Below are 25,214 nucleotides of genomic sequence, written 5' to 3' on the forward strand. Positions count from 1 at the left end.
CGGGGTGTTCCTGAGCGTGTCGGGGCACGGTCACACCGGTCAGCAGCGGGTCGGCTGACCACCCGCCCGCAACGTCTCCAGAGCGGTGAGCGCCTCGTCCAGCGAGCCCACCTTCAGCAACGGCAGGTCGGGCTGCGGATTGCGGACCGCCTCGGCGCAGTTGTCCGCCGGCACCAGGAATACCTTGGCCCCCGCATGCTTCGCGCCGACAAGCTTCTGGGCGATCCCGCCGATCGGGCCGACGGTGCCCTCGTCGTCGATGGTGCCGGTGCCCGCGATGACCTTCCCGCCGGTGAGGTCGGCCGGGGTCAGCTTGTCCACGATGCCCAGGGCGAACATCAGGCCGGCGCTCGGCCCACCGATGTCCCCCAGGTCGATGCCGAGCGTGAACGGGTGCGGCTGCTGCTGGTCGATCTCGACGCCGATCCGCGGCCGGCCGTCCTGCTCCCGGCTCGTCACCGTCGCGGTGGCCGCCGCGCCGTCGCGCGTGTAAGCGATCCGCAGGGCCGTACCGGACGGCTTGGCCCGGATCAGCTCGGTGACCTTGGCGGCCACCGGCACCGGCTGACCGTCGACCGAGGTGACCACGTCGCCGACCTTGAGCACCCCGGCGGACGGGCCGTCCGCGGCGACCGTCTTGATCACTACCTGCACCGGGAAGCCCAGCTCACGCAGCGCGGCCGTCTCGGCGCTGGTCTGCGAGACCTTGAAGTCCTCGGCGTTGCGCTGCTCGACCTGCTCCGTCGACTCCCCCGGCGGGTAGACCAGCTCGCGCGGCACCACCGCCTCGTCGTCGGAGAACCAGCCGGCGATCGCCGAACGGAGCCGCACCGTGGGCTGCACCCCCACTGTCGTCAGCCGGAGCTGGCCGGCGGAGGTGGAGGTCTCCCGGCCGGTGACCTGGATGACCTCCTTGCCATCGGCAGTGCCGAGGGTGTTGACCGTCGGGCCCGGGCCGAGCACCACGTACGGGATCGGCACCCGGAGCACCCCGATGCTCAGCAGGGCGGTGAACAGGGCACCGAGCAGGACCGTCAGGCCGCGACGTCTCATGCGCCAGAGCGTACCGATTGCTCCGGGCCCGCCCGATGGATGCGCCACGCGACTTCGCCCTCAGCGCAACGCCAGCGGCGGCTACCAGGGGCGCGGCGCGCGTACCGTAGACGTCGTGCCTGATATTCCGTTCGGTTTCGCGCTCCCGGGTGGGCAACCACCAGACCCCAACGATCCCGCGCAGATGCAGCAGTTCATGTCGCAGTTGCAGCACCTGCTCTCGGCGCCGGGCAGCGGGCCGGTCAACTGGGACCTGGCCCGGCAGGTGGCGGCCAGCCAGCTCGCCGCCGCCGGCGACCCGGCGGTCTCCCCGTACGAGCGCAACGCGGTCGAGGAGGCGTTGCGCCTGGCCGACCTGTGGTTGGAGCCGGCCTCGTCCTGGCCGTCGGGCATCCAGTCCCCGGTCGCCTGGAACCGCAATGAGTGGATCTTCAAGACGCTCGACGTGTGGCGCAAGCTCTGCGATCCGGTGGCCAGCCGCATGGTCGGCGCGATGGGTGACCTGGTGCCGCCGGAGGCGCGCGCCCAGCTCGGCCCGATGCAGTCGATGGTCGCCAGCCTCGGTGGCGCGCTCTTCGGCGGTCAGCTGGGGCAGGCCCTCGGCTCGCTCGCCGCGGAGGTGCTCTCCGCCGGCGACATCGGGCTGCCGCTCGGCCCGGCAGGCACGGCCGCGCTGATCCCGGCCAACATCCGCGCGTACGGCGAGGGCCTGGAGCTGCCCGAGGACGAGGTGCGCCTCTACGTGGCCCTGCGCGAGGCCGCCCACCAGCGGCTGTTCCAGCACGTCCCGTGGTTGCGCGGGCACGTGCTCAGCGCCGTGGAGATGTACGCCTCGGGCATCCGGGTCAACCGCGAGGCGATCGAGGAGGCGATGGGCCGCGTCGACCCGACCGACCCGGAGTCGATGCAGGCGATCGCCCTGGAAGGCATCTTCACACCCGAGGACAGCCCGGCGCAGAAGGCCTCGCTGGCCCGGTTGGAGACCGCGCTGGCCCTGGTCGAGGGCTGGGTGTGCCACGTGGTGGACAGCGCGGCCAGCGACCGCCTGCCCAACGTCGTCCGGCTGGGCGAGGCGTTCCGCCGCCGCCGGGCCGCCGGCGGCCCCGCCGAGCAGACCTTCGCCGCGCTCGTCGGCCTGGAGCTGCGCCCCCGTCGGCTGCGCGAGGCGGCGGCCCTGTGGGCGGCACTCACCCAGCACCGCGGCATCGAAGGCCGGGACGCCGTCTGGGGCCACCCCGACCTGCTCCCGTCGGACGACGACTTCGCCGACCCGGTGGCCTTCGCGATGAACGACACGGACCTGAGCGAGCTGGACAGCTTCGACTTCACCGCTCCCGGTGGAGTGGAGGAGAAGGCCCCCGGGCAGTCGGATCAACCGGATCAACCTGGGCAGTCGGGTCGGTCCGACGAGACCGACGGCGAGGGCGACGCCAAGTCCTGACGTCCGCGCATCGACGTCCCGCGCCGGGTGCCCGCAGATCGACGGCGGGCACCCGGCGCGGCCGACGGACCTGGCCGGTCGACGCGGCTGGCCGGCGGTGGCTCGGGTCTTGTCGGCGGGCAGGCTGACGGTTCAGCCGGGTCTGCCCGACCCGGAGAGAAGCGCGCGAGTCGCTTCCCAACCCTCGAAGGCTGGGTCAAGGGTGGCCAGGTCAGCCGGGCCGCGCAGTCGGCGCCAGCCCGTGGTGACCGCCACGTCACCAGGGTGCGGGGCATTGGCGCGCGCCTGAGCCGGCGTCGCCGTGTCCAACTCAAGCGTCGGTAGCCAGTCCGGCGCGGGCAGCCGTACCGCAACCCCGAGCAGACCCGGGCCGCCGCCCTCGACAGGAGCCACCGCGACCGGTCGGGTGGTGAGGGGGCGCAGCAGCTTGCCGACGGTCAGTGCGGGCAGGTCAGGCACGTCACTGACCAGCACGGCCGCCTGGTCGTAGCCCTCCAGCGCGGCGAACACGGCGTTCGGCGTCGACTCGGCCACCTCGTACACCGTCGTGCCGGGCCAGACCAACGCGTCGGCGAGGGCCCGGTCGGCGGGGGTGACCGCGACCGCGACCTCCACCTCGTTGAGCGTGGCGAACAGGTCGATGACGTCTTCCGCGAGGGCCGCTCGCCATTCGGCCCGGTCGACGCCCGGCGGTGACCAGGGAACCGGCCCGAGCAACGCCACTACCACCCGTCGTGCCACACCCCGACCCTAGCGCCCACCCCGACCGCCCCGACCACCCGCTCGCCGGGCACGGCCAGCCCCGCCCGCGCGAAGGCGTGATCGACTCGCCTTCCTTGAAGTCGTGGTCTCCGGAGGGCATCGACAGCGCGGGTTCCAGGAACACGAGTCGATCAACCTCGGCAGCCCGGCGACTCGGGACATTCTTGATCAGGTGGGGACGGGGGTGCAGGAGGCGGCGGCGACGCCTTCGAGGTAGCCGCGGGCGCGCTCCGACTTGGGGTAGCGGCCGACGAGTGCCCAGAAGCGGGCGTTGTGGCTGGGCACGATGAGGTGGGTCAGCTCGTGCAGCAGCACATAGTCGATCACCCAGTCGGGCATGTCCTGGACGCGGTGCGAGATGCGGATGCTGCGGTCGGCGGGCGTGCAGGAGCCCCAGCGGCCGTTCTGGTTGGTGACCCAGCGGACACTTGCGGGCACCGCCTTCACGCCGTAGCCGCCGAGGTAGAGGTCGATCAGCCGGTTGGCACGGGCGACCAGTTCGTCGTCCGAGCGGGCGAGCCGACCCTCGCGGGCGGCGAGTCGCGCCAACATGCGGTCGACCCACTCGCTCTCCTCGGCCCGGGAGAACTGGTCCGGGATGAGGACGACCACGCGCTCACCGTCACGGTACGCAGACACCGTGCGTCGCCGACGCTGGCTGCGCCGCACCTCGACGACCGGCTTACGCGTCCCCGCCATCACTGGCCCGCGCAGCCTCGGCTACGTGTCACGAAGGAAAGCTAATGCGTACTGACCAGGGGTCCGCAAGGGTCAACCGCACGACACGCGCCCAAAAAATGGTGATTGGTCGTCAGGCGTCCCGAAAATTTCTTGGGCCGGTGGTCGCCGGGACTCCGCCGGGCCGTCTCGTCACCCACCGTGTACGCCGACGGCGCGCCGCCGCGCGGCTCCCCTCCACCGTAGGTGATCACCGAGTCCGGCGCCGCCGCGGGGGCACTCGCACGGGTGGCTGTGAGGGTTTGGTCGGCGTGTCCCCGCCAAACTGACTTATCCGACCTATTTCGCCATGCACACTCTCGACGTCGACTTGCTCACAGTGTCGATGCACAGCTGACATGGAACTGCCCAGACCTGGGTAGGGTCCGCGGACCAGCGGTCACGGAGGTGGCCGTGGAGTGAGACCCAGCGCCGGCGCCCCGTGTGGCCCGCCGCCGGGCACCCCGCCGGGACCGTATTGACCGGCGGACGAGACGAGGAGGGGCACCGTGGCCGACCAGGCCCAGACCTACAACGGTTACTGCGTGAAGTGCAAGGAGAAGCGGGACTTCGAGGGGCACGTGGAGGTCTCGAAGACCGGCATGAACATGGCCAAGGGCAAGTGTCCGGTTTGCGGCACAACAGTGAACCGGATTCTCGGCAAGGCGAAGGTCTGACAGGTACGGATCGACGGGGGGCGGGACGGCCGTGCGGCCGTCCCGCCCCCCGTTGTGGTCCCGGGAGAAGGCGAGCCTGTCGGGTGACCGACAGCACGTCCGGTGGCCTGTGGATAACCCGGCAGATCCTGTGGACAAGGCTGGATACGGCCCCGGCCGCCTGTGGACAACGATCGACCGAGCGCAGGGAAGCGGTCACGATTCGTCACCATGAGTCGTACCGCGCTGCCCCGCCCCACGCTCCTGCCCGGCCTCAGCCGGCTCTGGCGGGATCGACACACCCTCCAGCTCGGTGTCGGCCCGGGGCCCGCCGTGCTGGTGGAGCTGGCCAACCCGCGTACCGCCGCCCTGCTCGACCTGCTGGACGGCACCCGCAGCGAGCGTGACGTGCTGGTCCAGGCAAGCGCGGCCCAGGTCGCCACCGACGACGCGCGTACGCTGCTGGACGCCCTGCGCGCGGCGGGCCTGTTGGTGCCGGCGCACAGCCTGCTCCCCCGCGACCTGGCCGGGCCGGTCCGCGCCCGGCTCGCCGCCGAGGCCGGAGCGTTGGCCCTGGTCGCGGCCCGGCTGCCCGGCACTCCCGCACAGGTGCTGCGTCGCCGGCGGGCGGCCCGGGTGCTGCTCTCCGGCGCCGGCGCGCTCGGCGGTCCGTTGGCGGTGGCGCTGGCCCAGGCCGGCGTCGGACAGGTGATCCCGCACCTCACCGGTTCGGTGCGCCCGGCCGACCTGATCGCGACGGGCATCCCCGCCACCGAGTTGGGTCGGCCGCTGGCCCCGGCGATCCGGGCGGCGGTCGACCGTGTCGCGCCTGGCACCGGTACCCACCCGGTCCGGGCCGCCCGGGTGGACCTGGTGATCCAGCTCGGCGCGGATCGTCCGCCAGCGCTGCTCGCCGCCGGTCTCGCCCAGCGCCGTCAACCGCACCTGCTGGTGACCCTCCGCGAGGGCGTACCGGTCATCGGGCCGTTGGTCCGCCCACCCGCCGGCCCGTGCCTGCGCTGCGTCGAGCTGCACCGCGCCGACCGCGATCCGGCCTGGCCGGGGCTCGCCGCCCAGCTCGCCGCGGCCGAGTCGGTGGCCGCCGGCGCGACCGGCACCCTGCTCGCGGCCATCGGGTACGCGGTCGCGGAGGCGCTGGCGCACCTCGACGGCGGTCACCCCGAGACGCTTGGCGGCGCCATGGAGATCACCGGAGCGGGCCGGTTCCGCCGCCGGGGTTGGCCGCCGCACCCGGCGTGCGGGTGCTCGCCGAGCCGGGTGTACGCACCAGCCCGGCCGCACAGCAGCAGCGGACCCCTCCGGTCGGTAACAATGGCGAAGTGACCGACATCCCGCGCCGGGCCGTGTCCCGGACCGCCAAGCTCGCCGCTCTGCCGCTCGGCTTCGCCGGCCGGACCGTCCTCGGCATGGGTAAGCGCGTCACCGGGCTCGCCTCCGACGTGATCTCCGCGGAGATCCAGCAGCGCACCGCCGAGCAGTTGTTCAGCGTGTTGGGCCAGCTCAAGGGCGGGGCGATGAAGTTCGGCCAGGCGCTGTCGGTCTTCGAGGCGGCCCTGCCGGAGGAGATCGCCGCGCCGTACCGGCAGGCGTTGACCAAGCTTCAGGAGGCCGCGCCGCCGCTGCCGGCCGCGAGTGTGCACAAGGTGCTGGCCGAGCAGCTCGGCCCCGACTGGCGCGACCGGTTCGTCGAGTTCAACGACACCCCGGCCGCGGCGGCCAGCATCGGGCAGGTGCACCGGGCACGGTGGCGTGAGCCGGGGTACGGCCCGTCCGGCGAACCGAACAGCCGCGACGTGGCCGTCAAGATCCAGTATCCGGGCGCCGGTGACGCGCTGCTCGCCGACCTCAAGCAGCTCTCCCGGCTGGGCGGGATGTTCCGGGCGATCCAGCCGGGCCTCGACGTCAAGCCACTCCTCGTCGAGCTGCGTGAGCGGATCACCGAGGAGCTGGACTACGAGCTGGAGGCCGAGTCGCAGCGCACCTTCGCCGCCGCGTACGCCGACGATCCGGAGATCTTCATCCCGGAGGTGGTCTCCACGTCGCCCCGGGTGCTGGTCACCGAATGGGTGACGGGCACACCGCTTGCCGACATCATCCGGGAGGGCACCGAGGAGCAGCGGGACGAGGCCGGCCGGCTCATGGCCACGTTGCATCTCTCCGCACCCCAACGGGCCGGCCTCCTGCACGCCGACCCGCACCCGGGAAACTTCCGGCTGCTGCCCGACGGCCGTCTCGGGGTGATCGACTTCGGTGCGGTGGCCCGGATGCCCGAGGGCACGCCGGAGCCGATCGGCCGCATCGCCGGGCGGGCCCTGCGCGGCGACGCGGACGGGGTGGTGGCGGGCCTACGGGACGAGGGGTTCATCGGTGCCACCGACGAGATCGACGCCGAGGGGGTCCTCGACTTCCTCCGCCCGATGCTGGAGCCCATCGCGGCCGACGGGTTCCGCTTCACCCGGGCCTGGCTGCGGGCCGAGGCGGGCCGGTTGGCCAGCCCCCGCTCCCCCACCTACCAGCTGAGCAGGCAGCTCAACCTGCCCCCGTCGTACCTGCTCATCCACCGGGTGACGCTCGGCTCGATCGGGGTGCTCTGCCAGTTGGAGGCCAAGGCGCCGTACCGCAGCATCCTGGAGCGCTGGCTGCCGGGCTTCGCCCCGGTGGCCTGAGCAGGTCGGGGCCAGACGTCACGAAGGGCGGGTGCCGGTCGGCACCCGCCCTTCTGCGTGGGGTGGTACTAGAGAACGCCCAGGTCGCGCGCCGACTGGTTGCGGCTGTTCATGGCGACGGTACGGGCGGATCGGGTTGCCTCAGTGCGCGTGGTGGTACGACCGGCCTGAGGCCGGCGCATTCGAGCCCTGGTCAACGCTTCGTGGAGTAGTTGCATCTCGAAGGCTCCACTCGGAACGTTCAACATCGTTTTCTCACTCACTGCCGGTGTGCCACCGGCGTAGTTGGTACGGGTCGGGAACATGTCAGGCTGCCAGCCGGACCGCGCCACGCACCTCGGACAGCCCACTGGCTGCCAGGCGCGCCTCGGCCTCGACCCGAAGCTCGGCGTCACGAGCGACGTCCTCCTTGCGCGGACGGCCACGGGGCCGCTTGCGCGGGACGACCGCGCCACGCTCGAAGATCTCGCCGCCCCAGACGCCCCACGGCTCCGCTCGCTCCACCGCCCCGGCCAGGCACTCGACGCGCAGCGGGCAGTCCCCGCAGAGCGACTTGGCCAGCTCGAGCTCGGCAGGCGAGTCGGAGAACCACAGGTCGGGGTCGAACTTCCGGCAGGGCAGGTTCGCCTCCAGCTCGACGCTCACATCGAGGGGGGCCAACGCCAGACTCATCTCCCGGTCACCTCTCTCTCACATCGATCTCGTGGATCGCATTCCGACGTACTTCGGCGGGGCAAAAAACTGAGGCCGCGGATCCCGGTAGCGGGTTCCGCGGCCTCGAGGTGAGCCGGTGTCTGAAGATCAGACCGGTTTGCCTCGAGGTGGAACGCCGCGGACATCCGTGCGCCGCTTGACGCCATTGATGTCCATGCCCGTGATGCCACTGGTCCCGTTGAATCCGGTGGGCGCGACGGCCAGGGTCAGCTCGGCCTGAACCTGGTGCACCTGCGGAACCGACGGTCGTGCGGCCGCAAGGGCCACCCGGACAGCCGACAACGGAGCGCAGACAGACGGCATCGCCGTCAGACGCTCATAGGTGAAGATCTCCACGGTGGCCACCTCCCTCACGTTCCTCGAATCGACTGGACCAACCCCCGTGAGCAGCCGGAATGGCGCCGCTCGCGTGGTGTGTTCTGAGGCTATTCCTCGCCCGGGGGCGAGGGCAAACGAATTTACGACGAGATTTCGAAAGTTTTCTCCGGGCAGACGTCGTCCACCCCAGCGCCCTGCACGAGCGCCAACACCGACTCCCCGTAGAGGCCCAGTTTGCGGGGGCCGATGCCGGCGATGGCGATCAACTCTTCCGGCCTGCCGGGACGCCGCTCGGCAAGCGCTGTCAACGTGGCGTCGGTGAACACCACGTACGCCGGGACCTTCTGCGCGCCGGCCACCCGCTGCCGCCACTCGCGCAGCCGTTCGTGCAGCTCATCGTCGATGTCGGACGGGCAGGTGGGGCATCGACCCAACTTGCGGTCGGGGCCGGCGAGCAGGGTGGCGCCGCAGATCCGACAGGAGACGATCTGCGTCCGGCGTCGTTCGGGACGGCGCGCGGGACCGGTGGAGGCGCCGGCCCGCTCGGTGCCGCCGGAGCGGTCCAGCTGGGGCAGGAACCGCGACGGCCGCCGGGCCCGTCCGCCCGGCGAGCGCGCGGCGGCGTACGACAGCCAGAGCCACTGCCGCGCGCGGGTGATCCCGACGTAGAGCAGCCGGCGCTCCTCCTCGACCTGCTCGACGGTCTTTGCGTACGTGGTGGGCAGGGTGCCCTCGGCGAGGCCGACCAGGAAGACCGCGTCCCACTCCAGCCCCTTGGCCGAGTGCAGGGACGCCAGCGTGACCCCGTCCACCGTCGGCACGTGCTGCTGGGCGGCCCGCCGGGCCAGCTCCTCGGTGAAGTCGGTGAGGGTGACCGGGCGCTCCACCGACGCGGCCTCGCCGATCGGCACCACCTCGGGGGTCGCCGCGTACTCCTCGGCGAGCTGGACCAGCGCGGACAGCGCCTCCCAGCGCTCGCGGGCGGCGCCGCCGGCCGGGGGCGCGTCCGGGGCCCAGCCGACCGCGGTGAGCGCCTCGACCACGGCGGTCGGCAACGGGGTCTCCCCGGGGATCGAGCGGGTGGCCGACCGCAGGGCGACCATCGCCTGGCGCACCTCGGTCCGCTCGAAGAACCGCTCGGCCCCCTGCACGACGTACGGGACGGCGGCCTCGGTGAGCGCCTTCTCGTACGCCTCGGACTGGGCGTTGACCCGGAACAGCACCGCGATCTCCTTCGCCGGGGTGCCCGCGTCGATGAGCGCGCGGCAGCGGGCAGCCACCGCGTTCGCCTCGGCCGGCTCGTCGGTGAAGATCCGCAGGTCCGGCTCGGGACCGGGTGGGCGCTGCCCGCTCAACTCCAGCCGCAACCGTGCCTCGGTGCCCCGGGCCTGGGAGATCACCGCGTTCGCCAGCCCGACGACCTGCGGGGTCGAGCGGTAGTCGCGAACCAGCCGGACCACAGTGGCGTTGCGGTGCCGGCGGGGAAAGTCGACCAGGTACGACGAGGTCGCCCCGGTGAACGAGTAGATCGTCTGGCTGGCGTCGCCGACAACTGTCAGGTCGTTGCGGCCGGCCAACCAGGCCTCGAGCAACCGCTGCTGGAGGGGGTTGACGTCCTGGTACTCGTCGACCACGAAGTGCCGGTACTGGGTGCGGATCTGCTCGCCGACGTCCGGGTGCTCCTCGATGCCCCACACCGCGGCCCGCAGCATGTCCTCGAAGTCGATCACCCCGTTGGAGCGCTTGAGCTGCTCGTACGCGGTGAACACCTCGGCGACCTTCGTCGGCTCGTGCGGCGTGTCCCGCAACGCCCGGGCCGCCGACACGACGTAGTCCCCCGGCTCGACGAGCGACGACTTGGCCCACTCGATCTCGCCGGCCAGGTCCCGCGCGGCGGCCCGGTCGGTCCGCAGGCCGACCCGGGCGGCGGCGAGGGTGACCAGCCGTACCTTGCTGTCCAGCAGTTCGGGCATGGCCCGGCCGGACAGCAGGCGGGGGGCGAAGTACCGCACCTGCCGCAACGCCGCCGCATGGAACGTCCGCGCCTGCACACCATGCGCCCCGAGCAGAGTGAGACGCTGTCGCATCTCGGCGGCGGCGCGGGCGGTGAAGGTGACCGCGAGCACGTGCCGGGGGGAGATCTCCCCGGAGAGCGCCCGGTGGGCGATTCGGGAGGTGATCGCGCGGGTCTTGCCGGTGCCGGCGCCGGCGAGGATGCAGACCGGGCCGGCGGGTGCGGTCACCGCGGTGCGCTGCTCCGGGTCCAGCCCGGCAAGTACGCCTTCCGACGCTGAGTGAACCACCACAACCAGGAATCATCTCAGCTCCTCCGGACGTTGTAGCGGACAGCCTCGGCTTGACCCGCAAGCCGGCGGTCAGAGGAGTTGGAGGATCCGACCATGCTGACGATGTATTCCACCCCCTGGTGCGGCTACTGCCACCGGCTGAAGTCGCAGCTCGACCGGGAGGGCATCGGGTACGAGGTGGTCGACATCGAGCGGGACCCGGCGGCCGCGGAGTTCGTGATGAGCGTCAACGGCGGCAACCAGACGGTGCCGACGCTGCGCTTCGATGACGGCAGCGCCCTGACCAACCCCTCGATCACACAGGTCAAGCAGCACCTGGCGACCCTCAACGCCTGACCGGCCGGGTCACCTCTCGACGAACGGCCGCCCATCCGGGCGGCCGTTCGTCGTGTCCGACATCCGTCACCGCCGGGGCGGCCGCCGGGGTCCCGTGGCCACCGGCGCGTCGATGTCGGCGTCGACCGGGCGGCGCGGCGCGGGGAGCGTCGGTCGGGGCGGCGGTGTGGGTCCACGGCGGCCGGCCGGCGCGCTCAGGTGCCGGCCCCGCCAGAGGTAGACGCCGGCGGCAAACGTGGCCACCCCGACCAGCAGGAACAGCGCCCGGTAGTCCAGGACGCCGACAAGCAGGGCGCCGGCGCCGATGGACAGCGCCTGCGGGCCGCTGACCAACGCCTGGGTGGCCGCCGCGACCCGTCCGACCAGCCCCGGTGGCGTACGTCGCTGGATCAGCGTGTGCAGGCCCACCATCGTCAACGGCAGCGAGACGCCTGCCAGCAGCACCGCCACGAAACCGAGTCGCAGGTCGGGGTACGCGAGCGCGAGCGCGGCAGGTGAGAAGAACGCCACCCCGGCGGCCAGTGTGCCGATCTCTCCGATTCGGCGGACCAGCGCCGGTGAGCAGAGCCCACCGAACAGCCCGCCGACGCCCTGCACCATGACCAGCACGCCCACGAAGGCGGCGTCCCGGTTCAACCCCTGGTCGACGTAGGCGAAGATCAGCGATTCGCTGAAGCCCATCACCAGCGACCCGAGCCCGTAGCCGAGCAGGGCCCGGCGCAGGGCCGGCTCACCGGTCAGGTGCCGCAGGCCGGCGCCCAGCTCGGCGGGCCAGCGCAGCCGCACGGTCGGCGGCGTCAGCGCCGGGCTCGGCACCGCGCTCACCACCGCGGCCGCGGTCACGAAGCCGACCATGCCGATCCCGGCCAGCGCCCACCCGCCGAGCGCCGCGTAGAGCGCCGCGCCGGCCAGCGGACCGATCAGCCGCAGCCCCTGGCGTACGGTCTGCAGCACGCCGTTCGCCTCGGCGAGCAGCTCCAGCGGCACCAACTGCCGGAGCAACCCGCTGAGCGCCGCGCCGAGCGTGATGGACGAGAGGCCGTACAGGGCTGCGACCAGGTACACGAGCCAGACGTCACCCGCGTCGCGGACCGTGAACAGCGGCACGAGCAGCAGCGCGGTGACCACGTTCGCGGTCACGAAGAAGGGCCGGCGCGGGTACCTGTCGACGAACCAACCGACAAGCGGCGCCAGCATCATCGGGGCGATGACGGCGAAGATGATGCCGCCGGCGAGCCCGTTGGAGCCGGTCAGGTCCTTGACCCAGATGGCGAGCGCGAGCAGCAGGATCGACTCGGCGGTCATGCTGGCGAGCAGGCCGCCGAACAGCAGGCGGAAGTCGGGTCGGCGCAGGACGGTGCGCATGGGGTCCCTCCGGCGGGATGGCGTGCCCGGCTGGGCGCGGTCGACGGGGCGTGGACCACGGGTCCGTCGTCGTCGGGCGTAACCGTGGTCCATTTTTCGCAAGACACGCCCCCGCCGGACCCTCCGACGCCGGTCGCGCCGTCCATACTGACCGTGGGGGGCGAATTTCATACAGTTACCGTCGCGTCTGCGGCGGTCGACGGGAAAGAGGACACTGTGCCTCCTGCCGCACCCAGCCCGATCATGCGTCGCCGACGGTTGGGCATCGAACTGCGCAGTCTGCGCGAAGCCGCGGGCCTCACCGGTGACCAGGTTATCGAACGGATCGGTTGGGCGTCCGCGTCCAAACTGTCCCGCCTGGAGAACGGCCGCAGCCGACCGGACCCGCAGGACGTCGGCGTTCTGCTCGACCTGTACGGGGCCGACGCCGCGGCCCGCGACGAGTTGCTCGGGATCGCCGGTGAGGCCGGCGACATGCGCGGGTGGTTGAAGAACTTTCCGGTGATGACGCAGCAGCAGCGCAGTTGGGCCGAGTTGGAGGCGGGCTGCGCGGAGATCTCCGAGTACAACCCGGTTCTGGTGCCGGGCCTGCTGCAGACCGCCGGGTACGCGAAGGTCCGGATCGTCTCGGCCCGCCAGGTGAGCGAGGGCGCAGGCGAACCGGACCCGACCGATGAGCCGGAGACCGAGGTGCAGGCCCGATTGGCCCGCCAGTTGCTGCTGACCCGCGAGCCGCACGCGCCGAGCTACACCGCAGTGCTGGAGGAGGCGGCCCTCGGCCGCCGGGCCGGCCCACCCGACGTGCTGCACGAGCAGTTGGTCCAGTTGTGCGACCTGGCCCTGCTGCCCAACGTGACGCTGCACCTGCTTCTGCGGGATACGCAGATAGGCGACTGGTACCTTCCGCCGACCGCCTTCTCCCTCTATCGGTTCGCCGATCCGCTCGATCCGGAGACATTGGCCATCGAAGGGGGGTTCACCGACGTCATGTCGACCGAGTCAATCACGCTAAATCGCTATAAAGTGGTGTTCGAGTGGCTATGCACGGCGGCACTTGACGCCTCGGACACCCTCTCCTGGCTGATCGAGGCGACGGGACGGCCGACCGGGGCGACGTCCCCATCCACAGTGGCGTTCGGGCCGGCAACGGCGCCGACCCAACGCCGCCGGGATTCGGGGCGACTGACGGATCGGTGATCCACGGGGGACCCTCCGTCGAGGCGTGCGGCACCACTCGTCCCATCGGATCGGTTCACATCAGGAGCAGAGCCATGAACGACATCCACAACACGCCGTCCGTCTCCGCCAACTCGTTGGCGGACGCCCCGTGGCGCACCAGCACACGCAGCCAGACCTCCAACTGCGTGGAGGTCGCACCCCTGGGCACCGGCCCGTCGGCGGTCGCGCTGCGCGACAGCAAGGACCGGGGCGGCCCGGTGCTGCTGTTCAACCGGGCCGGCTGGCTCGGCTTCATCACCGGAGCGAAGACGGGCCAGTTCGATCTGAACTGAGCCTCCCGAACCGGGCGGGGCCGTCGGCAGGTTGCCGGCGGCCCCGTCGTCATGTGCGGCGACGACCCCGCTGACCAGGCATCCGCCGATCGGACGAGGCTCGGAACCAATAGGCGCGTTTCACTTGCTGGGATGAACACGGGGCGTAACATGACCCACGAGAACGTGGAACTTCCACACTGGCTCATTCGTCGCGGTTCATCCGGAGACCCTTATGCGGTTCCTGATCGTTCGCACCGACATCCGCACCGTCGCCGACGGCGACATCGCCGCCGCCTGGGCGGACGGTCATCGCCTCCGCGACGAGACGACCGCGCCGGAACCGCGCCGGCAGACCGTGCACGCCGAGGACCGGGACGCGGCGTTGCTGCTGGCCCGGGCCCTGTCCACGGTCGGCGCGGTGCGAGCCGGCAAGCAACGGGTCAAGGTCCTGCCGCTCGGCGAGCCGCGGCCCGTCTTCCGCCGCAGACCCGGCCGCACCGGCACCTGACCCCACAGACGTCCGTCGTGGTCGGCTCGGCTCCCCCGCCGCGTCATTCGCTCCCACCGGCCACGACGGCCCGTGTTCCCGGCCCGTGACCGCCGCGGCAACGGCGGCCGCGGGCCGGGACCGTGCTCAGTGGTCGGCGTCCACCCAGCCGTCCAACCAACGATGGATGAGGAACAGCGCGATCGACGACGGCGGCGGCAGGATCAGCCGGGCCCCGTCCCCCACGTCCACGGCCCTCCCCGCACACGCTGCCCCGATCTCGGCGCGGCTGAACCACCTGGCGTACGCGATCTCGGACGGGTCGACCCGCACCGGATCCGCCGGGTCGGCGGTGGCCAGGAAGCCCAGCATCAGCGAGCCCGGGAACGGCCAGGCCTGGCTGCCGACGTACGCGATCCGCTCGACGGAGATGCCCACCTCCTCGCGGACCTCGCGCAGCACGGCGGCCTCCGCCGACTCCCCCGGCTCGACGTATCCGGCCAGGCAGGAGTAGCGCCGGCCGCCCGGGGTGCCCGGCCAACCGGCGTTGTTGCCGAGCAGGCAGCGGCCCTCGGGGCCGTCGACGCCGTCGTGCACCAGCACGATCATCGCCGGGTCGGTACGCGGCCAGATCCGCCCGCCGTCGCGATCCACACGCGACCAGCCGGCCTCGTCCATCACCGTCGGCGCACCGGTGGCCGTCGAGTAGCCGTGCCGGGTGTGCCAGTTGAGCAGCGCGAGCGCCGTGGTGAAGATGCCGGCCTCCCGGTCGCCGAGCAGGTGGCCCACCTCCCGCAGGTTGACCGGCCGGGTGCCCGGCACCGTCGGCAGCGGCGCGTCGAGCGCGAAGACCGGCACCCCGTCCGGCTCGACGCCGAGGAACATCGCCGTCGACTCGGCGCCGGCCGGCACGTCGGCCGCGCCGAACAGCACCAGCACGGGAGGCGACACGTCGGTGCGGGCGAGCGTCCGTCCGTCGTCGGTCGAGTCGAGCAGCAGTATCCGACCCCGCAGCCACGCCTCGGTCAGCCACTGCGCGTCGCCCCGCCGGTGCGCGGCGCGATCAAGCGTGGACCGCGCCAGCGGTGGCGCCGTCTCCCCGCTCACGCCCGCGCTCCGGCGCCGGCGGCGGCCCGGCCGGACGCGCCGGGACGACGCCTCACGGCTGCACCGGCTCGGTGTGCACAGGCGTCAGCGCCGCCAGCCCGGGGGTGATCCGCTCGGCGTCGCCGAGCACGACCACAGCCGCCCGGGCGGGCGCGAGGTAGTGGGCGGCAGCCCGCGCGACGTCGTCTACTGTCGCCTTCGCCAGGCGGGCCGCGTACTCCGCGAGGAACTCCAGCCGCAGGCCGTTGCCGGCGTACGCGCTGGTAAGCGCGGCCAGACCGGCCTGTGTGGACATGCCGAGCTGGAGGGTGCCCAGGGCGTACTGCCGTGCCTGCTCCAACTCCTCCGGCTTCGGCGGCAGGGACGCCAGCCGGCCCAGCTCGTACGTGGTCTCCAGCAGCGCCGGGCCGGTGACCTCGGTGGCCACCTCGGCGCCGGCGACCAGAACCGACCCGGCCACCGAGTGCTCGATCACCGAGTGGGGGCCGTACGTGTAGCCCTTGTCCTCGCGGATGTTCTCCACCCAGCGGGACGAGAAGTAGCCGCCGAAGATCAGGTTGGCCAGTTGCAGCGGGGCGTGGTCGGGGTCGGTGCGCGGCACGGCGGGCAGCGCTACCCGCAGCGAGGACTGCACCGATCCGGGCCGGTCGACGAGCAGCAGCGGCCCCGGCTCCAGCGGCGGGGTGGCCGGCAGGGTGGCCGTACGACCGGCCCCGGCCCACCCACCGAGCGCCCGCTCGGCCGCGTCCAGGGCCTTCTCCGGCTGCACGTCGCCGACCACCACGAGCTGCGCCCCGGCGGGGTGCACCCGCTCGGCGTGCAGGCTGCGCAGGGCAGCCGGTCGGACGGCACGGATCTGGGCCGGCTCCGGGGTCTGCGTGGCGTACGGGTGTCGCCCGTAGATCCGCTTCAGCAGCGCCTCGCGGGCCAGGTGCGCCGGCTGGCTCTGGGCGACCTGGATCCGGTCGATCAGCCGGTCCCGCTCGGCGGCCACCTCGTCGCCCGGGTAGCTGGCACCGGTGAGCACCTCTGCCAGCAGTTCCAGCATCCGATCCAGGCCGGTGACCAGGCCGGCGCCGGAGAGCATCAGCCGGTCCGGGTCGACGCCCGCGGACAGTCCGCCGCCCACCTTCTGCAACTCGGCGGCCAACTGCACGCTTGTCATCGAATCGGTGCCGGAGAGCATCGTCTGCGAGAGCATCGCGCCACGCGCGAGGTGGGCGCGGCCGAACGGCACCCAGAGCCGCAGCTCGACGAGGGGCACCGCCGGCCGGCGTACGGCGATCACGGTGAGCCCGTTGCGCAGCGTGCGCTCGGCCTGCTTGGGCACCTTGAGCTTGCGGGTGGGGCCGAGCGCGGGCAGCGTACGCGGCCCGGGGGTTGCGGTGGTGGTCATCGGGCACCTCCGGGGATGACCTCGACCGCGGCGCGGCGCTCCGGGCGCAGGGTGGCCGCAGCGGCCCGGACCTGCTCCTCGGTGACGTCGCCGACCAGTCGGGGCAGGTCGTTGAGCAGGCCCGGCTCGCCGCGTTGCTGTTCCAGGACCGCCATCCGCAGCGCCCGGCCGAGCACCGCGTCGGTGTCGCGCAGCAGGTGGGTGGCCATCCGGGCCTGGGTGCGGGCCAGCTCACCGTCGGTCAGCCCGTCGGTGGCCAACCGGTCCAGCTCCTCGTCGACGGTGCGCAGCACCTTCTCCACGTCGCCCCCGGGCGGCAGGTGCGCCTGGAGCAGCAGCGCGGTGGGGTCGCGGACGTCGAACGGGTCGCCCATGAACCCGAGGTAGCCACCGAGGCTGGTCACCGTGCGGTCCCGCTGCACCAGGCGCTCGACAAGCCGGGACGCGTCGCCGTCGGTGAGCACCTCGGCGAGCACCACGTACGGCAGGTAGCCCGCGAAGTCGCCGACCGGGTCGGGCACCCGCCACGCGCCGGCCACCGCCGGCAGCGGCGCCAGGGCGTCGGTGTACGAGCTGCGCCGCTCAGCGGTCAGGTCGGGCTCGGTGAAATCGGGCCGCCGCGGCGCGGGACGGGACGGGACGTCGCCGAAGTGCCGGGTGACCAGCTCGGTCGCCTCGGCCACGTCGATGTCGCCGCTGACGGCCAGCACCGCGTTGCCGCTGGCGTAGTAGCGGCGGAAGAAGTCGGCGGCGTCAGCGACGGTGGCCGACTCCAGGTCGTCGAACGATCCGTAGCCGTCGTGCGCGTTCGGGAACGTGTCGAACATGACAGGCGGCAGAGTCAGCCAGGGGAAGCCACCGTACGGCCGGCTGAGCACGTTGACCCGGATCTCCTCCTTGACCACGTCGACCTGGTTACGCAGGTTCTCCTCGGTCAGTCGGGGCCCGCGCATCCGGTCCGCCTCGAGGAACAGCGCGCGTTCCAGCGCGTTGCTCGGCAGCGTCTCGAAGTAGTCGGTGTAGTCCAGGTGGGTGGAGCCGTTGAACGTGCCGCCGGCGCCCTGCACGTGCCGGAAGTGGGCCAGCTTCTCCAGGTTCTCCGAGCCCTGGAACATCAGGTGCTCGAAGAGGTGGGCGAACCCGGTCCTCCCCTCCGGCTCGGAGCGGATACCGACGTCGTAGACCACCGCCACCCCGATCACCGGGGCACTGCGGTCGGGGGTCAGGACCACCCGCAGGCCGTTGTCGAGGGTGAACCGCTCGACCGGATACTTCGTCGCTGGAATTCTGGATCTCCGCGCCGCCACGGGATCGACCCTAGCGCGTCGGCACCCCCGCCACCGGCGACCTCCGCGGAGCCACCGTCACCGGGTTGGCGAGGCGGGGCAGGACCTCGGCGCCGACCCGCTCGGCCTCCTCCCGGTGCGGCCAACCGGAGAGGATGAACTCGTCGACGCCGAGTGCCGCGTACTCGTCGATCCGGGTCGCGACCTCGGCGTAGCTGCCGACGAGCGCGGTGCCGGCGCCCTCGCGGACCAGGCCGACACCGGCCCAGAGGTTCGGTGCGACGGTGAGCCCGTCGGTGCGGCCGGCGTTCAGCGCGGCCATCCGGGCCTGGCCGACGGAGTCCATCTTGCGGAACCGGGCGTGGGCGGCGGCGATCCGCTGCGGGCTCATGCCGGCGAGAAGCCGGTCGGCCTCGGCCCACGCCTGTTCGCTTGTGGGCCGGGCGATGACGTGCAGCCGCAGGCCGGTGCGCAGGGTGCGGCCGTGCTCGGCGGCGAGCGCACGGATGCGGGTGGCCCGGGCCGCGATCGCCGCCGGCGGCTCGCCCCACATCAGGTACACGTCGGCCTGCCGGGCGGCCACCGTCTCGGCGGCCGGGGACGCGCCACCGAAGTAGATCGGCGGCGGGTCGGCCAACGGGGTGGCGAGTCCGCCGCCGTCGACCCGGTAGTGCGTCCCGGCGTGGTCGAACGGCCGGCCGGCCCAGGCGCGACGCAGGACCTCGATGAACTCCCCGGTGCGCGCGTAGCGCTCGTCGTGGCCCAGGAAGTCGCCGTACGCGCGCTGCTCGGCCGGGTCGCCGCCGGTCACGATGTTGAGCGACAGGCGGCCGCCGGAGACGGCCTGGAACGCCTCGGCCTGCTGGGCGATCAGCGTGGGCAGCGCGAAGCCGGCCCGGACGGCGACAAGCATGCCAAGCCGCTCGGTGTGCTGGGCGACCGCCGCGCAGACGATCCACGGGTCGGGGCAGCCGGCGCCGACGGGGGTGAGCACGGCGGCGAAGCCGCCCGCCTCCGCGGCGCGGCCGACCTCGGCCAGGTATGCCACGGTGGCGGCCCGGTCGTGGCGGGCGGCGCCTGCGGTGACGGTGGCGGCGCCGACCTGGTCGCCGTCGCCGGAGGTGGGGAGGAACCAGTGGAAAATCACGCAGTCACCCTACCGAGCCGGTAGGAATTACCGACATAACTGAGACGCCCCTTCCCGGCATGTGGATGAGCCTTGACGCTGGCCCTGCTCTGGCCCACTCTTCCTACCAACTAAGTAGGAATACTGCGGATTGGATGGACGATGAGACGGCATCCCCTGCGCCGGTTGGTCACCCTGGCCACCCTCGCCGCCCTCAGCGCGACGACCCTGGGCACCACCGCCGCGTGCGGCGACGACAGCGAGGGCGCGGAGAGCGGTTCCGGCCCGGTGACCCTGCGGCTCGGCTACTTCCCCAACATCACCCACGCGCCGGCCGTCGTCGGCGTGGAGAAGGGCATCTTCGCCGAGAAGCTCGGCGCCGACGTCAAGCTCGAACCGAAGACCTTCAACGCCGGTCCGGCCGCCATCGAGGCCGTCTTCTCCGGCGCGCTGGACGCGACATACATCGGCCCGAACCCCACAGTCAACGCGTTCTCCAAGTCCAAGGGCGAGGCCGTCCGGGTCGTCTCCGGCGCCGCCTCCGGAGGCGTGGCGCTTGTGGTCAAGCCCGGCATCACCGGCCCGCAGGACCTCAAGGGCAAGAAGGTGGCCACCCCGCAGCTCGGCAACACCCAGGACGTGGCGGTCCGCTACTGGCTCAAGCAGCAGGGGCTGACCACCACCAAGGAGGGCGGCGGCGACGTCAAGATCGTGCCGCAGGAGAACGCCCAGACGGTGGAGACGTTCAACAGCGGCGCGATCGACGCCGCGTGGGTGCCCGAGCCGTTCGTCTCGCGGCTGGTCAACGCCGGCGGCAAGGTGCTCGTCGACGAGCGCGACCTGTGGCCGGACAAGAAGTTCGTCATCACCAACCTGCTGGTCAGCACGAAGTTCCTCAAGGCACACCCGGACGTGGTGCAGAAGCTTGTCGACGGCCAGGTCGCCGCGAACGAGTTCGTCAACACCAAGCCGGACGAGGCCCAGCAGGCCATCTCCGACGCCATCGGCAAGATCACCGGTAAGCCGCTGGACCTCAAGCTCATCAAGCAGGCGTGGCCGACGTTGGAGTTCACCAACGACCCGATCCCCACCTCGCTCAAGGCCGGGCTCGACCACGCCGTCGAGGTCAAGCTGACCGAACCTGTGGACCTCAAGGGCCTCTACGACCTGACGTACCTCAACAAGGCGCTCAAGGCGCAGGGCAAGCCCGAGGTCGTCCAGCCATGACGTCGACCACGACGGCGCCGGAGAGCGCGACCACCGCGGTCGCGCTCTCCGGCGTGACCAAGGTGTACGGACGAGGGTCGAACGCCGTACTGGCCCTGGACGGGGTCTCCCTGGACGTGGCGCCCGGCGAGTTCGTCTGCCTCGTCGGCGCGTCCGGCTGCGGCAAGAGCACCCTGCTCAACCTGGTCGCCGGCCTGGACCGGCCCAGCGGCGGGCAGATCGGCATCGCCGGCGGCGCCAATCCGGGGCTCATGTTCCAGGAGCCGGCGCTCTTCCCCTGGCTGACTGTGGACGCGAACGTCGAGGTGCCGCTGAAGCTGCGCGGGCTGCCCCGCGCCGAGCGCCGCGAACGGGTGGCCGAGCTGCTGCGCACGGTGCACCTGGCCGAGTTCGGCCGCAAGCGGCCACACGAGCTGTCCGGCGGCATGCGGCAGCGGGTCGCGCTGGCCCGCACCCTGGCCCTGGACACGCCGGTGCTGCTGATGGACGAGCCGTTCGGCGCGCTGGACGCCATGACCCGGGACATCCTGCACGACGAACTGGAACGGATCTGGTCCGAGCGCCAGCTCTCGGTGCTCTTCGTGACGCACAACGTCCGCGAGGCCGCACGCCTGGCCGACCGGATCATCCTGCTCTCCAGCCGCCCCGGCCGGATCATCTACTCCACCGAGGTGGACATCCCCCGGCCACGACGGATCGACTCGCCAGAGGTCGCCGCGATCGCCGCCGAGGTCACCGAACGGCTCCGTACGGAGGTGGGCCGCCATGGCCAGTGACACCCTCACCAGCACGGCGCGCAGCGACGCGGAGATCTCCGGCCTGGACGCGCTGGAGATCGCCGGGCGAGAGAAGGAGGTGTCCCGCGGCACCCGGCTCTGGGCGGCCACCTGGCCCAAGCTCGCCGCGCTGGCAATCGTCATCGCCGCCTGGCAGTTGGTCGTGTTGTCGGGCTGGAAACCGCCGTACTCGCTGCCCGGCCCGCTCGTCGTCGGCCGCGAGCTGGTCTCCCAGGCCCAGGGCCCCCAGCTCTGGGAGGGCCTGGTCACCACGCTGCGGCGGGCCGCCGTCGGGTACGTCTTCTCGGTCGCCGTCGGCCTGCTGCTGGGCCTGGCGGTGGCCCGGTCCAAGGTGCTGCGGGCCGCCATCGGCTCGATGATCACCGCGTTGCAGACCATGCCGTCGATCGCCTGGTTCCCGCTTGCCATCCTGCTGTTCGAGCTGAGCGAGAAGGCGATCTTCTTCGTGGTGGTGCTCGGCGCCGCGCCGTCCATCGCCAACGGGGTGATCTCCGGTGTGGACTACGTGCCGCCGCTGCTGCTGCGCGCCGGTCGCAACCTGGGCGCCCGGGGGCTCAACCTCTACCGGTACGTGATCGCGCCGGCCGCCCTGCCGGCGATCATCGCGGGCCTCAAGCAGGGTTGGGCGTTCTCCTGGCGGAGTCTGATGGCCGGCGAGCTGCTCGTCGTCGGCATCTCGCAGACCTCGCTCGGCGCCCAGCTCACCTACTCGCGAGAGCTGTCCGACGCGCCGTGGCTCCTCTCCACGATGATCGTCATCCTGGTGCTCGGCCTGGTCGTGGACGCGGCGTTCGGCGCGGCCGACAAGGCGATCCGCCGTCGCTGGGGCGTACTGGACCAGGCTGGTCAGTGACGTGTACGTCTCCGCGCGCAGCGACTATGCGCTCCGGGCGATGCTCGCCGTCGCCGCCGCCGTACGCGGCGGCGGCGACGCGGGCGGTGGTGGCGCCAGCGAGCTGGTGAAGGCGGGCAGCCTGGCCGAGGTGCAGGACATCCCGCTCAGCTTCCTGCAGGGCATCCTGCTCGACCTGCGCCGGGCCGGTCTGCTGCTCAGCCATCGGGGCGCCGAGGGCGGCTACGCGCTGACCCGGCCAGCCGAGGAGATCACCGTCGGGGACGTGCTGCGCGCGGTCGGCGGCTCGCTGACCACGGTACGCGGACTGCCTGCCGACCGCGCCGGCTACCACGGGGTGGCTGCCGGACTCACCGACGTCTGGCTGGCGGTGCACGGGGCGATCGCCACAGTCGTCGACAGCACCAGCCTCGCCGACCTGCTCAGCCGCACCCCTACCGACCGGGCGTCCACGACGTCCTGACCACCGGGGCGGTGTGGTCGGGTCGGTGCCCCGCCGGCCCGACCACACCTTCGTACCGATCCTGACCGGGCCTGCCCCTCCGCCGGCACCGGTCGACCGGTCGCTGCTCAGCCCCGGTGCTCGACAGTCGGGCCGGAGCCCGGGTCGCCGGGACTGCGCAGCTCCACCAGACCGGCGGGAGCATTGCCCGCCGAGGTGGCATGCCAGGGCGCGAAGGCCGCGACCGTCGCGAGCAGCAACCCGGCGAGCCCGACCGCGACCACCAGGATCAGTTCGCGCAGCGCCCCCGAGCCGGCTTCGCCCGCCATGGTCACCCCTCCCGCGCCGGGCCCCCCGCCCGACTCCCCCCGGTGGCCAGCTTCGACCACACCGGCCTGGAGCACAGTCGGCCAGCCGACCCAACAGAGGCTGATTACCGATTCAACCGAACGGTCAGCGGCCGGGGGCATCGCACGCGAACAGGCGTCCCGCCGACCGTTGGACTCGGTCGGCGGGACGCCTGACGGCATCAGTCGATCAGTACCTGGCGGTGCACCACTGGACGGTCTTGACGTCGTTGACCTGATCCAACTCCGATTCGTACTGGTAGAAGCAGGCCGAGGCCGTCAGACCCTTGTCGTTGACCATCTTCGACCAGGAGCCGGAGGTACCCAGATCGTCGTACCAGGCGCGCTGCCGGCCATCCGAGTACCAGCTGAACACCAGCACGCCGCTCATGTAACCGAAGCTGTCGGTCTGCCGCGCCCACGCCGTCCGGCAGAACGCGCTGTACCGCAGCTCCACGTTGGTCGCGGTCTTCACCGTCTTCGCGTCGCTGGCGCAGGAGCCGCGGACGCTCCCGACCAAGGCGGAATACGTCTGCGAGTCCTTGCCGTCACAGGGGCTGCCGCACCCGACGGTGGCCGCTGATCCGGCTGCCGGGACGGCCATCGCGCCGACCACGATTGCGGCCGCCAGTACGCCGGCGGTGCGCGCAAGGCGACGACGGGAGACTGCGGTGGCGGCCGCGCCGGCACGCCGCAGGAAACTGATCATGCGCATGTCCTCATCCAATCGCTTCGCACCGGAGGTGTGTGCGTGCGGACATGCCATCAGCGGCCGCCACGACTCGATCACAGCCCCGTCATAACCATCAGGCCGGACGAGCGGTGATGGACCTGCCGAAGACGGAACCGACCCGCCCCGCCGAAGCGGAACGGGTCGGTGAGGTGCCTGAGTGATCAGACGGTACGCGGGCGGCGCGGACGACGGGACCGGCCCGACGCGCGGTGCGCCGGACGAGCGCCGCCTTCCGTGGCCGAGCCACCGACTGCGCGTCCCCGGCTCACGGCCACCGGCGGGGCGGCGATCGTCACCGGCACACCTGAGGGCTCGCGCGCCCCGGTGACCCGGGCCAGCGCCTCGTCACCCGGACGCACCTGGACCGACTGCGGCCGGATGCCGGCGGTGGCCATCAGCCGGGACACGTCCCGGCGCTGCTCGGGCAGGACCAGGGTGACCACGGCGCCGGACTCGCCGGCACGGGCCGTCCGACCACCGCGGTGCAGGTAGTCCTTCGCCTCGGTCGGCGGGTCCACGTTGACCACCATGTCGAGGCCGTCGACGTGGATGCCCCGCGCCGCCACGTCCGTGGCGACCAGGGCGGTCACCTGGCCGTTGCGGAACTGCTCCAGGATGCGGGTGCGCTGCGGCTGGGACTTGCCGCCGTGCAGCGCGGCGGCGCGTACACCCTTGGAGAGCAACTGGCGCGCGAGCCTGTCGGCGCGGTGCTTGGTGCCCATGAACAGGATGGTGCGGCCCTCACGGGCGGCGATCCGGGTCAACGCGTCGGGCTTGTCGAGCGCGTCGACGTGCAGCACGTGGTGGGTCATCGCGGTGACCGTGGCGGTGCCCGGGTCGACCGAGTGGGTCACCGGGCTGCTGAGGAAGCGGCGGACCAGCCGGTCCACGCCGCCGTCCAGGGTGGCGGAGAAGAGCATCCGCTGACCCTGCGGGGCGACCTGCTCCAGCAGCTTGGTCACCTGCGGCAGGAAGCCCATGTCGGCCATCTGGTCGGCCTCGTCCAGCACGGTGATCTCGACCTGGTCGAGCCGGGCGTCGCCGCGGTTGATCAGGTCGTGCAGCCGGCCGGGGGTCGCCACGACCACCTCGGCGCCGGCACGCAGCGCGTCCGCCTGCCGCTGCAACGACAAGCCGCCGACCACCGTGGCGCAGCGCAGACCGACGGCCCGGGCGTACGGGGCCAGCGCGGTGGTCACCTGCTGCGCCAACTCCCGGGTCGGCACCAGCACCAGGGCCAGCGGGCGACCCGGCCGGGCCTTGCGGCCGGCGGTGCGAGACAGCAGGGGAAGCCCGAAGGCGAGCGTCTTACCCGAGCCGGTACGACCACGGCCGAGCACGTCGCGACCCGCGAGCGAGTCCGGAAGCGTGGCCGACTGGATCGGGAACGGCTCGATGATGCCCTGCGCGGTGAGGGCGCTCAGCAGCGCCGGCGCCAGACCGGTATGGGCGAAAGACGGAATAACTGTGGTCACGCAGAAGCCTTCCTCGACGCGGCACGTGTCGAGGGAGGGCGCCGAAGTCGGCGCTGTCACCGGCGGCAAAAGGCCGCCAGGACTCACAAG

26 protein-coding genes are annotated in these 25,214 nt (G+C 72.2%); 12 read left to right on the plus strand and 14 right to left on the minus strand.

Annotation, left to right across the window (positions count from 1 at the left end):
- Positions 1–39: 39 nt before the first annotated feature.
- On the minus strand, positions 40–1,053 hold the full coding sequence (locus OOJ91_RS16445) for a YlbL family protein (RefSeq protein ID WP_266245920.1): 1,014 nt from the start codon (positions 1,051–1,053) through the stop codon (positions 40–42).
- A gap of 115 nt (positions 1,054–1,168) precedes the next feature.
- On the opposite strand from OOJ91_RS16445, the gene OOJ91_RS16450 reads away from it, so the two are divergent.
- Positions 1,169–2,494: a zinc-dependent metalloprotease gene (locus tag OOJ91_RS16450; RefSeq protein WP_266245922.1), complete on the plus strand. Its 1,326-nt coding sequence runs from the start codon at positions 1,169–1,171 to the stop codon at positions 2,492–2,494.
- A 132-nt stretch (positions 2,495–2,626) separates the two neighbouring features.
- Here the strand turns inward: OOJ91_RS16450 and OOJ91_RS16455 are convergent, their stop codons facing one another.
- Both OOJ91_RS16455 and OOJ91_RS16460 read right to left on the minus strand, forming a co-directional pair.
- Positions 2,627–3,235: a hypothetical protein gene (locus OOJ91_RS16455; protein WP_266245923.1), complete on the minus strand. Its 609-nt coding sequence runs from the start codon at positions 3,233–3,235 to the stop codon at positions 2,627–2,629.
- Positions 3,236–3,424: 189 nt separating this feature from the next.
- Positions 3,425–3,955: a M48 metallopeptidase family protein gene (locus OOJ91_RS16460; RefSeq protein WP_266245924.1), complete on the minus strand. Its 531-nt coding sequence runs from the start codon at positions 3,953–3,955 to the stop codon at positions 3,425–3,427.
- Between the two features lie 527 nt (positions 3,956–4,482).
- Between OOJ91_RS16460 and OOJ91_RS16465 the strand changes: the two genes are divergently transcribed.
- The 3 genes from OOJ91_RS16465 to OOJ91_RS16475 all read left to right on the plus strand — a co-directional run bounded on the left by OOJ91_RS16465 (position 4,483) and on the right by OOJ91_RS16475 (position 7,316).
- Positions 4,483–4,650, plus strand: a complete 168-nt coding sequence (locus OOJ91_RS16465; protein ID WP_007464795.1) for a DUF5679 domain-containing protein — start codon at positions 4,483–4,485, stop codon at positions 4,648–4,650.
- 210 nt (positions 4,651–4,860) lie between these two features.
- The gene (locus tag OOJ91_RS16470; RefSeq protein WP_266245939.1) at positions 4,861–5,973 is read left to right on the plus strand and encodes a hypothetical protein; all 1,113 of its coding nucleotides are present in this window, start codon (positions 4,861–4,863) and stop codon (positions 5,971–5,973) included.
- Positions 5,970–7,316: an ABC1 kinase family protein gene (locus tag OOJ91_RS16475; RefSeq protein WP_266245940.1), complete on the plus strand. Its 1,347-nt coding sequence runs from the start codon at positions 5,970–5,972 to the stop codon at positions 7,314–7,316. Before OOJ91_RS16470 ends, OOJ91_RS16475 begins: the two co-directional genes overlap by 4 nt.
- Before the next feature lie 306 nt (positions 7,317–7,622).
- Here the strand turns inward: OOJ91_RS16475 and OOJ91_RS16480 are convergent, their stop codons facing one another.
- From OOJ91_RS16480 to OOJ91_RS16490, 3 genes are all read right to left on the minus strand, one after another.
- On the minus strand, positions 7,623–7,988 hold the full coding sequence (locus OOJ91_RS16480; RefSeq protein ID WP_007464802.1) for a WhiB family transcriptional regulator: 366 nt from the start codon (positions 7,986–7,988) through the stop codon (positions 7,623–7,625).
- A gap of 129 nt (positions 7,989–8,117) precedes the next feature.
- Positions 8,118–8,333, minus strand: a complete 216-nt coding sequence (locus OOJ91_RS16485; protein WP_439117116.1) for a hypothetical protein — start codon at positions 8,331–8,333, stop codon at positions 8,118–8,120.
- 155 nt (positions 8,334–8,488) lie between these two features.
- On the minus strand, positions 8,489–10,654 hold the full coding sequence (locus OOJ91_RS16490) for an ATP-dependent DNA helicase UvrD2 (RefSeq protein WP_266245942.1): 2,166 nt from the start codon (positions 10,652–10,654) through the stop codon (positions 8,489–8,491).
- 93 nt (positions 10,655–10,747) lie between these two features.
- On the opposite strand from OOJ91_RS16490, the gene OOJ91_RS16495 reads away from it, so the two are divergent.
- On the plus strand, positions 10,748–10,990 hold the full coding sequence (locus OOJ91_RS16495) for a mycoredoxin (protein WP_266245943.1): 243 nt from the start codon (positions 10,748–10,750) through the stop codon (positions 10,988–10,990).
- Positions 10,991–11,056: 66 nt separating this feature from the next.
- On the opposite strand, the gene OOJ91_RS16500 is transcribed toward OOJ91_RS16495, so the two are convergent.
- A complete protein-coding gene (locus OOJ91_RS16500) occupies positions 11,057–12,355 on the minus strand; it encodes an MFS transporter (RefSeq protein ID WP_323178490.1) in 1,299 nt (432 codons plus the stop codon).
- A 216-nt stretch (positions 12,356–12,571) separates the two neighbouring features.
- On the opposite strand from OOJ91_RS16500, the gene OOJ91_RS16505 reads away from it, so the two are divergent.
- The 3 genes from OOJ91_RS16505 to OOJ91_RS16515 all read left to right on the plus strand — a co-directional run bounded on the left by OOJ91_RS16505 (position 12,572) and on the right by OOJ91_RS16515 (position 14,356).
- Positions 12,572–13,552, plus strand: coding sequence for a helix-turn-helix domain-containing protein (locus OOJ91_RS16505; protein ID WP_266245945.1), 981 nt, complete (start codon positions 12,572–12,574; stop codon positions 13,550–13,552).
- 74 nt (positions 13,553–13,626) lie between these two features.
- Positions 13,627–13,866: a DUF397 domain-containing protein gene (locus OOJ91_RS16510; RefSeq protein ID WP_266245946.1), complete on the plus strand. Its 240-nt coding sequence runs from the start codon at positions 13,627–13,629 to the stop codon at positions 13,864–13,866.
- 214 nt (positions 13,867–14,080) lie between these two features.
- Positions 14,081–14,356: a hypothetical protein gene (locus tag OOJ91_RS16515; RefSeq protein ID WP_266245947.1), complete on the plus strand. Its 276-nt coding sequence runs from the start codon at positions 14,081–14,083 to the stop codon at positions 14,354–14,356.
- A gap of 126 nt (positions 14,357–14,482) precedes the next feature.
- Here OOJ91_RS16515 and nudC read toward each other — a convergent pair whose 3' ends face one another.
- Genes nudC through OOJ91_RS16535 form a run of 4 tightly spaced genes read right to left on the minus strand, consistent with a single transcriptional unit; the run spans position 14,483 to position 19,271 of the window.
- Positions 14,483–15,442: an NAD(+) diphosphatase gene (nudC, locus tag OOJ91_RS16520; protein ID WP_266245948.1), complete on the minus strand. Its 960-nt coding sequence runs from the start codon at positions 15,440–15,442 to the stop codon at positions 14,483–14,485.
- 52 nt (positions 15,443–15,494) lie between these two features.
- Positions 15,495–16,838 (minus strand): M16 family metallopeptidase, encoded by a 1,344-nt coding sequence (locus OOJ91_RS16525; protein WP_266245949.1) that lies wholly within the window; start codon positions 16,836–16,838, stop codon positions 15,495–15,497.
- Positions 16,835–18,145, minus strand: coding sequence for a M16 family metallopeptidase (locus OOJ91_RS16530; RefSeq protein ID WP_266245950.1), 1,311 nt, complete (start codon positions 18,143–18,145; stop codon positions 16,835–16,837). The genes OOJ91_RS16525 and OOJ91_RS16530 overlap by 4 nt, the downstream gene beginning before the upstream one ends.
- Positions 18,146–18,155: 10 nt before the next feature.
- Positions 18,156–19,271, minus strand: coding sequence for an LLM class flavin-dependent oxidoreductase (locus tag OOJ91_RS16535; protein ID WP_266245951.1), 1,116 nt, complete (start codon positions 19,269–19,271; stop codon positions 18,156–18,158).
- A gap of 141 nt (positions 19,272–19,412) precedes the next feature.
- On the opposite strand from OOJ91_RS16535, the gene OOJ91_RS16540 reads away from it, so the two are divergent.
- From OOJ91_RS16540 to OOJ91_RS16555, 4 genes are read left to right on the plus strand one after another with little or no spacing between them, the layout of a single operon-like run.
- Positions 19,413–20,477: an ABC transporter substrate-binding protein gene (locus OOJ91_RS16540; RefSeq protein WP_266245952.1), complete on the plus strand. Its 1,065-nt coding sequence runs from the start codon at positions 19,413–19,415 to the stop codon at positions 20,475–20,477.
- Positions 20,474–21,253: an ABC transporter ATP-binding protein gene (locus OOJ91_RS16545; protein ID WP_266245953.1), complete on the plus strand. Its 780-nt coding sequence runs from the start codon at positions 20,474–20,476 to the stop codon at positions 21,251–21,253. Before OOJ91_RS16540 ends, OOJ91_RS16545 begins: the two co-directional genes overlap by 4 nt.
- Positions 21,243–22,127 carry an ABC transporter permease gene (locus OOJ91_RS16550; RefSeq protein ID WP_266245954.1) on the plus strand — a complete coding sequence of 295 codons (885 nt, stop codon included), beginning with the start codon at positions 21,243–21,245 and terminating at the stop codon, positions 22,125–22,127. The genes OOJ91_RS16545 and OOJ91_RS16550 overlap by 11 nt, the downstream gene beginning before the upstream one ends.
- Before the next feature lies 1 nt (position 22,128).
- On the plus strand, positions 22,129–22,590 hold the full coding sequence (locus OOJ91_RS16555) for an RrF2 family transcriptional regulator (protein WP_266245955.1): 462 nt from the start codon (positions 22,129–22,131) through the stop codon (positions 22,588–22,590).
- Positions 22,591–22,697: 107 nt separating this feature from the next.
- Here the strand turns inward: OOJ91_RS16555 and OOJ91_RS16560 are convergent, their stop codons facing one another.
- The 3 genes from OOJ91_RS16560 to OOJ91_RS16570 all read right to left on the minus strand — a co-directional run bounded on the left by OOJ91_RS16560 (position 22,698) and on the right by OOJ91_RS16570 (position 25,124).
- The gene (locus tag OOJ91_RS16560; RefSeq protein WP_266245956.1) at positions 22,698–22,898 is read right to left on the minus strand and encodes a hypothetical protein; all 201 of its coding nucleotides are present in this window, start codon (positions 22,896–22,898) and stop codon (positions 22,698–22,700) included.
- 208 nt (positions 22,899–23,106) lie between these two features.
- Complete coding sequence (locus OOJ91_RS16565) at positions 23,107–23,706, minus strand: DUF2690 domain-containing protein (RefSeq protein WP_266245957.1); 600 nt, start codon at positions 23,704–23,706, stop codon at positions 23,107–23,109.
- Between the two features lie 104 nt (positions 23,707–23,810).
- A complete protein-coding gene (locus OOJ91_RS16570; protein WP_266245958.1) occupies positions 23,811–25,124 on the minus strand; it encodes a DEAD/DEAH box helicase in 1,314 nt (437 codons plus the stop codon).
- Between the last annotated feature and the right edge of the window lie 90 nt (positions 25,125–25,214).

Source organism: Micromonospora lupini, from assembly GCF_026342015.1.
In the GTDB taxonomy this organism is placed as follows: domain Bacteria; phylum Actinomycetota; class Actinomycetes; order Mycobacteriales; family Micromonosporaceae; genus Micromonospora; species Micromonospora lupini_B.

What these genes read in the sequence shown, in the direction of transcription:
- OOJ91_RS16495 (WP_266245943.1), top strand. Translation starts at nt 10,748, where the DNA reads ATGCTGACGATGTATTCCACCCCCTGGTGCGGCTACTGCCACCGGCTG.
- OOJ91_RS16550 (WP_266245954.1), top strand. Translation starts at nt 21,243, where the DNA reads ATGGCCAGTGACACCCTCACCAGCACGGCGCGCAGCGACGCGGAGATC.
- OOJ91_RS16545 (WP_266245953.1), top strand. Translation starts at nt 20,474, where the DNA reads ATGACGTCGACCACGACGGCGCCGGAGAGCGCGACCACCGCGGTCGCG.
- OOJ91_RS16485 (WP_439117116.1), bottom strand. Translation starts at nt 8,333, where the DNA reads ATGCCGTCTGTCTGCGCTCCGTTGTCGGCTGTCCGGGTGGCCCTTGCG.
- OOJ91_RS16525 (WP_266245949.1), bottom strand. Translation starts at nt 16,838, where the DNA reads ATGACCACCACCGCAACCCCCGGGCCGCGTACGCTGCCCGCGCTCGGC.
- OOJ91_RS16510 (WP_266245946.1), top strand. Translation starts at nt 13,627, where the DNA reads ATGAACGACATCCACAACACGCCGTCCGTCTCCGCCAACTCGTTGGCG.
- OOJ91_RS16470 (WP_266245939.1), top strand. Translation starts at nt 4,861, where the DNA reads ATGAGTCGTACCGCGCTGCCCCGCCCCACGCTCCTGCCCGGCCTCAGC.
- OOJ91_RS16540 (WP_266245952.1), top strand. Translation starts at nt 19,413, where the DNA reads ATGAGACGGCATCCCCTGCGCCGGTTGGTCACCCTGGCCACCCTCGCC.
- OOJ91_RS16480 (WP_007464802.1), bottom strand. Translation starts at nt 7,988, where the DNA reads ATGAGTCTGGCGTTGGCCCCCCTCGATGTGAGCGTCGAGCTGGAGGCG.
- OOJ91_RS16500 (WP_323178490.1), bottom strand. Translation starts at nt 12,355, where the DNA reads ATGCGCACCGTCCTGCGCCGACCCGACTTCCGCCTGCTGTTCGGCGGC.
- OOJ91_RS16445 (WP_266245920.1), bottom strand. Translation starts at nt 1,053, where the DNA reads ATGAGACGTCGCGGCCTGACGGTCCTGCTCGGTGCCCTGTTCACCGCC.
- OOJ91_RS16560 (WP_266245956.1), bottom strand. Translation starts at nt 22,898, where the DNA reads ATGGCGGGCGAAGCCGGCTCGGGGGCGCTGCGCGAACTGATCCTGGTG.
- OOJ91_RS16515 (WP_266245947.1), top strand. Translation starts at nt 14,081, where the DNA reads ATGCGGTTCCTGATCGTTCGCACCGACATCCGCACCGTCGCCGACGGC.
- OOJ91_RS16460 (WP_266245924.1), bottom strand. Translation starts at nt 3,955, where the DNA reads ATGGCGGGGACGCGTAAGCCGGTCGTCGAGGTGCGGCGCAGCCAGCGT.